This window comes from Phenylobacterium sp., assembly GCF_016793225.1.
GTDB lineage: Bacteria > Pseudomonadota > Alphaproteobacteria > Caulobacterales > Caulobacteraceae > Phenylobacterium.
The window spans coordinates 1-5,693 of the sequence record NZ_JAEUMN010000032.1 but is presented as its reverse complement, the minus strand read 5'-3'; the positions used below and the strand labels follow the sequence as shown (position 1 = coordinate 5,693).

Below are 5,693 nucleotides of genomic sequence, written 5' to 3'. Positions count from 1 at the left end.
GTCGAAGGACTTGCGGTCCTCGTCGAGCGCGCAGGCGTGTCGGATCGAGTAGAGCAGCGAACTCGCGTCGGTGTCGTAGAATTGGTAGCGCTTGTTCACCCAGCGCGAGACGAACGGGATGGTGGACGGCACGCCCATCGACCCCACGGTGTCCCAGACGCCCAGGTACATCAGGCGGTAGACGCCCAGCGGCGGCGGCTCGGGCGGCAGCCAGGCGAACTCGTCCCCCGGCTTCGGCTTGCGGCGGCGCGTCCGCGGTCCCGGGGGCGGCGCCGGTTCCGCGGGGCGGAAATCGATCGCCCGCGCCGCCCAGTCCTCCGGGTTCGCCATGTCCTCGACGCCGGTCGCCATGGGCGCGCCGGTCTCGGGATCGCGATAGGTGTGCCGCGCGCGGAAGTCCGTCACCTCGTGCGGCGGCTTCGACTTGTCGCGATAGATCGACATCGCCTCGGGGATCTTGTCGAAGCAGTCGCGCCGCACGATCCCGCACTTGCGGATCAGCCCGCAGAGGCTCCGCGCCGTGTAGGCGCCGCGCGAGAAGCCGAAGACGAAGATCTCGTCGCCCGGCTGGTAGTTCAGGACGAGGAAGCGGTAGGCGCTCTCGATCTTGTCGTCGAGGCCGGCGCCGATGGCCCCGCCCAGGACGGTGACCAGCCGGTCCGCGAGATGGCCGACCCCCGTCGCGACCCCCACGCCCGAGTCGTAGAAGACGACCTGCCGCCGCCCATCCCAGCCCCGCGGCTCCACGCACTTCGCGAGCCGCGCGACATTGGTCAGGTCCTTCATGCGCAGGTCGTTCCACGTCCCGTCGCAGAAGACCGCCAGGCGCTTGCGGTCATAGGCGATGTCCGAGCTCGCCCGAGGCTTCGCCGTCTTCGCTCGCGGCAAGACCGTCCCTCCCCCGCTGTCGGTTCACTCTCAGGTTGTCTTGCGGGCTCGTCAACGCCCTGGCTGGCGCCTCCGCGGCCGCGGAACACGAGGGCGGTTCGCCGGTTACGGGTGCGACCCAGCGTGGAGATTCCCCATGACCTTGAGCAACGCCGAGATCGCCGACCGCCTGTGGAAGGCGATCGACGACAACCACACAGGCATGCTCGGCCTTCAGGCCGAACGGCAGCATTTTCAACCCATGACCGCGTTCGTGGAGCGCGACACGTCGACCCTGTGGTTTTTCACGCGCGACGACACCGACCTGGCGCAGACGGTGGGCGCGGGCGCCGAGGCGACCTTCCTGTTCATGGACCGGAAGCTGCAGGCCTGCATCGACGGGCGTCTCAGCCTGGCGCACGACCGCGACCGGATCGACAGGTACTGGAACGCCCACGTGGCGGCTTGGTACCCGGACGGCAAGGATGACCCGTCCCTGACGCTGCTGCGGCTCGACGTGGAGGAGGCCGCCGTCTGGATCACCGAGGGCGGGCTGCTGAAGTACGCGGTCGAGGTCGCCAAGGCGAACGTGACGCGGTCGACACCGGACGTGGGCGAACGGCGGGACCTTCACCTCCGCTGACGCGTCCGTCGCGGACGGAGCGTGGACGCCGGCGCGCGCGGGGACTGAAACCCGACTGCGCGATCGGCGTTTCGAGTTCCCGATGCAGAGGCCAGCACCACCTTCCCGGAACAGTCTGCTCGAGGCGCTTCCTCCGGCCGACCGCGACGCGATCGCACCCTACCTGGTCAGCGTCGAGCTCGCCCGCGGCCGGATCCTGTACGATCCGGGCGACCCCATCGACTTCGCCTACTTTCCCCATGACGGCATCATCTCGCTGATGACCCTGATGGAGAGCGGGGCGGCGATCGAGTCGGCGACGATCGGACCGGAAGGCGGGCTCGGCCTCATGGCGGCGGTGGCGCCGCGCCAGTCCCTGTCCCGCGCCATCGTCCAGAGTCCGCTGAACGCGGCGCGGATCGGCGTGGATCGGCTGCGCGAGGTCTGGGAGCGAAGCCCGGTCTTCCGCAGCCTCGTCGACCGGCACAGCGAGGCCCTCTACGGGCACGCCATCCAGTCGGTGGCCTGCAACGCGCTGCACTCGGTGGAGGAGCGGTTCTGCCGCTGGCTGCTCACCTGCCACGACCGCATCGCCTCGGACCGGATGGCGCTGACGCAGGAGTTCCTGGCCGACATGCTCGGCGTCCAGCGGACCACCGTCACCGCCGTGGCGGGCTCGCTCCAGGAGAAGGGCGTCATCCGCTACCGGCGCGGGGTCGTGGACATCGTCGACCGGCGCGCGCTGCTCCAGGCGACGTGCGAGTGCTACGGGGTGATCCGCGGCCACTACGAGCGTCTTCTCGGCGCCGACGCGACGCCCGCGGCCCACGCGCCCCCGGCGCGCCGCAGCGTCGGCGGATGATCGTCTGACGCCGTACAGGCGGCCGCTCGTCGCGCAGGCATTGCGCGGCACGGATTTTCCCCGTTTTGTGCGCCCCTCGCCGGTTCCTCGCATGGAGCCCGCCGGCCAAGGGATCAAGAACGACCGATGCTATCCGGAACACGCAAATTCCTGCTCGCGGGGGCTGCGGGCCTCGCGCTCTTCACCAGCCACGCCTGGGCCGCCGACGCGCCCGACCCGGCGTCGCTCGCCTCGCCCCGCTACGGGACCTGGGGCTTCGACCTCTCGGGCATGGACCGCTCGGTGAAGCCGGGCGACGACTTCTTCCGCTTCGCCAACGGCGCCTGGGCCGACCGGACCGAGATCCCCGGCGACCGCAGCCGCTACGGCAACTTCCACAAGCTGCGCGAGCTCTCCGAGGCCCGCATTCACGCGATCCTCGAGGACGCCAAGGCCGGCAAGCTGACGGACCCCGACGCCGGGCGGATCGCCGCCGCCTACTCGGCCTTCATGGACGAGGCGCTGGCCGAGAAGCTCGACGCCAGGCCGCTCGCGCCCGAGCTGGCCCAGATCCGCAAGGTGAGGTCCAAGGACGAGTTCACGGCCCTCATGGGCCGGGCGACCCCCGGCGCGGGCCGCGGCAACGACGGCGTGGGCTACGCCTCGATCCTGCCGCTCGGCATCGCCTCCGACCTAAAGCAGCCTACCCGCTATGCGGTCTACACCGGCGGCGGCGGGCTCGGCCTGCCCGACCGCGACTACTATCTGCAGCCGAGCTTCGCCGAGAAGAAGGCCAAGTACCTCGCCTATGTCGAGCAGATGCTGACGATGATCGGCTGGGAGCAGCCCGCCGCGCACGCCCGGGCGGTCGTCGACTTCGAGACGAAGCTCGCCGAGGCCAGCTGGAGCCGCGTCGAGCGCCGCGACCGGGACAGGACCTACCGCGCCAAGACGCCCGACGAGCTGCAGGCGATGACGCCGGGCTTCGACTGGAGCCGCTACCTCGCGGCGGCCGGCCTTGGCGGCGTCCAGCGGGTGGTCGTGACCACCGACACCGCCCTGCCGAAGTTCGCGGCCATCTACGCCGAGACCTCCCTCGACACGCTGAAGGCCTGGCAGGCCTTCCGGCTGGCCGACTCCGCGGCGCCCTATCTTTCCAAGCGGTTCGTGGACGCCAACTACGCCTTCCGCCTGAAGGAGCTCGCGGGCCAGCCCGAGCAGCAGGCGCGGTGGAAGCGCGCGGCCGCCTTCATGGACGCGACCCTCGGCGAGGCGGTGGGCCGCGTCTACGTCGCCCGCTACTTCCCGCCGGAGGCCAAGGCCAAGATGGACGCGCTGGTCGCCGACGTGCGCACCGCGCTCCGGGCCCGCATCGAGAAGCTGGCCTGGATGGGGCCCGACACCCGGACCCAGGCGCTCGACAAGCTGGCGAAGTTCACGGTCAAGATCGGCTACCCGGTCAAGTGGCGGGACTACTCCCGGATCGAGTTCAAGGCCGACGACCTCTACGGCAACGCCCAGCGGGCCGACATCCAGGACTGGGCGCGGTCGGTGGCCCGCCTGAACGGGCCCGTGGACAAGGCCGAGTGGGGCATGACGCCGCAGACGGTCAACGCCTACTACAGCCCGCCCAACAACGAGATCGTCTTCCCGGCCGCCATCCTCCAGCCGCCGTTCTTCGATCCCGACGCGGACCCCGCCATCAACTACGGCGGCATCGGCGGCGTGATCGGGCACGAGATCAGCCACGGCTTCGACGACCAGGGCCGCAAGTCCGACGGCGACGGCGTGCTGCGCGACTGGTGGACGGCCGACGACGCGGCGAAGTTCAAGGTCCAGGCGGACCGCCTGGGCGCCCAGTATTCCGCGTTCGAGCCGCTTCCCGGCGCCAAGGTGCAGGGCGCGCTCACCATGGGCGAGAACATCGGCGACATGGGCGGACTGTCGCTGGCGCTCGACGCCTACCGGGCCTCGCTGAAGGGCCGTCCCGCGCCCGTGCTGGACGGGCTGACCGGCGAGCAGCGCGTGTTCCTCGGCTGGGCCCAGGTCTGGCGCGAGAAGGCCCGCGACGAGTACATCCGCCAGCAGGTCGTCACCGACCCGCACTCGCCGGCCTACTACCGCGTGAACGGGACGATCCGGAACATCCCCGGCTGGTACGACGCCTGGAACGTCCAGCCCGGCGACAAGCTCTACGTCGCGCCCGCCGAGCGCGTGGACATCTGGTGAGCCGCGTCCGAGTCCGGCGGCCGCCCGCCGCCGGATCCGGCTCCGCTTGTCAGGCGCCGCCTTCCGGGTCATGAACCCGCGCTCGGGTCAGGGACAACGCATGACGGATATTTCGATCGCCGGCCTCGGCGCCGCCAAGCTCGTGGTCATGGCCGACGGGCTGCTCAAGCTGGGCGACATCGAGACGGCCAAGGCGCTCTACCGGGCGGCCCTGCCCAAGGCGAGCCCGCAGCTCCAGCGCCGCATCCACATCCGCCTGGGCGTGGCCCACAAGGTCGACAACCGCCTCGTGCCGACGTTCAAGGCGCTCGACGACCTCGAGGCCATCCCCAACGCCAACGTCTTCATCGGCGACGGCCTGGCCACCTGGCTCAAGGCCCTGCCGTTCTTCGAGGACCAGCGCTTCCTCGACATCGCGCAGCGCCACGCCGACCTGCTCCCGATCCGCAACTGGCACTGGAACCTGCAGACGGCCCTGTGGGCGGTGGCCCAGGCCCGCAAGGTTCCCGGCGACCTCGTCGAGCTGGGGGTGTTTAAGGGCCACACCACGCTGTTCTGCGCCGAGTACCTCGACTTCGCCGCCTGGCCGAAGCGGTGGCGGCTGTACGACACCTTCGAGGGCATTCCGGAAGACCAACTGGACGCCGGCTGGAGCGACGTCAACCGGCGCCTCTACGGCGACACCTTCACCTTCGAGGAGGTGAGGCAGCGTTTCGCCCACATCCCGAACATCGAGGTCATCAAGGGCCGCGTCCCCGAGATCCTGCACGAGCGCTCGCCGGGCGACGCGATCTCGTTCCTGCACATCGACATGAACAACGCCACCGCCGAGATCGCGGCCCTCGACGTGCTGTTCGACCGGGTCAGCCCGGGCGGCGTGATCCTGTTCGACGACTTCGCCTGGTCCACCGCCGACGCCCAGCGCCGCGCCGAGACCGCATGGTTCGCAGCCCGTGGCGAGCAGGTGCTGCCGCTGCCCACCGGCCAGGGCCTTTACGTCAAGCGATAGGGCCGGCTCAGGCCCGCGCGGCCGCGTGGACGACCGCGCCCGCCACCAGCGTCAGCCGGACCCGGTCCTGCGAAGGCTCGCGCAGCGCCTCGTGCAGGGGCGCGTCCAGGAGGCAGAGATCCGCC

Annotated in this window: 5 protein-coding genes; 4 read left to right on the top strand and 1 reads right to left on the bottom strand. The window is 70.5% G+C overall.

The annotated features are described in order from the left end of the window. A partial coding sequence (locus JNK30_RS03470) for a DUF2235 domain-containing protein (RefSeq protein WP_293480216.1) occupies nucleotides 1-888 on the bottom strand: 888 nt, incomplete at its 3' end. A gap of 136 nt (nucleotides 889-1,024) precedes the next feature. On the opposite strand from JNK30_RS03470, the gene JNK30_RS03465 reads away from it, so the two are divergent. The 4 genes from JNK30_RS03465 (at nucleotide 1,025) to JNK30_RS03450 (ending at nucleotide 5,568) form a co-directional block, all read left to right on the top strand. Then, on the top strand, nucleotides 1,025-1,510 hold the full coding sequence (locus JNK30_RS03465) for a pyridoxamine 5'-phosphate oxidase family protein (protein ID WP_293480215.1): 486 nt from the start codon (nucleotides 1,025-1,027) through the stop codon (nucleotides 1,508-1,510). 82 nt (nucleotides 1,511-1,592) lie between these two features. Continuing rightward, the gene (locus tag JNK30_RS03460; RefSeq protein WP_293480214.1) at nucleotides 1,593-2,351 is read left to right on the top strand and encodes a Crp/Fnr family transcriptional regulator; all 759 of its coding nucleotides are present in this window, start codon (nucleotides 1,593-1,595) and stop codon (nucleotides 2,349-2,351) included. A gap of 126 nt (nucleotides 2,352-2,477) precedes the next feature. Then, complete coding sequence (locus tag JNK30_RS03455) at nucleotides 2,478-4,559, top strand: M13-type metalloendopeptidase (RefSeq protein WP_293480212.1); 2,082 nt, start codon at nucleotides 2,478-2,480, stop codon at nucleotides 4,557-4,559. A 100-nt stretch (nucleotides 4,560-4,659) separates the two neighbouring features. Next, entirely contained in the window at nucleotides 4,660-5,568 is a 909-nt protein-coding gene (locus tag JNK30_RS03450) for a TylF/MycF/NovP-related O-methyltransferase (protein WP_293480210.1), read from the top strand. Nucleotides 5,569-5,693 lie beyond the last annotated feature (125 nt).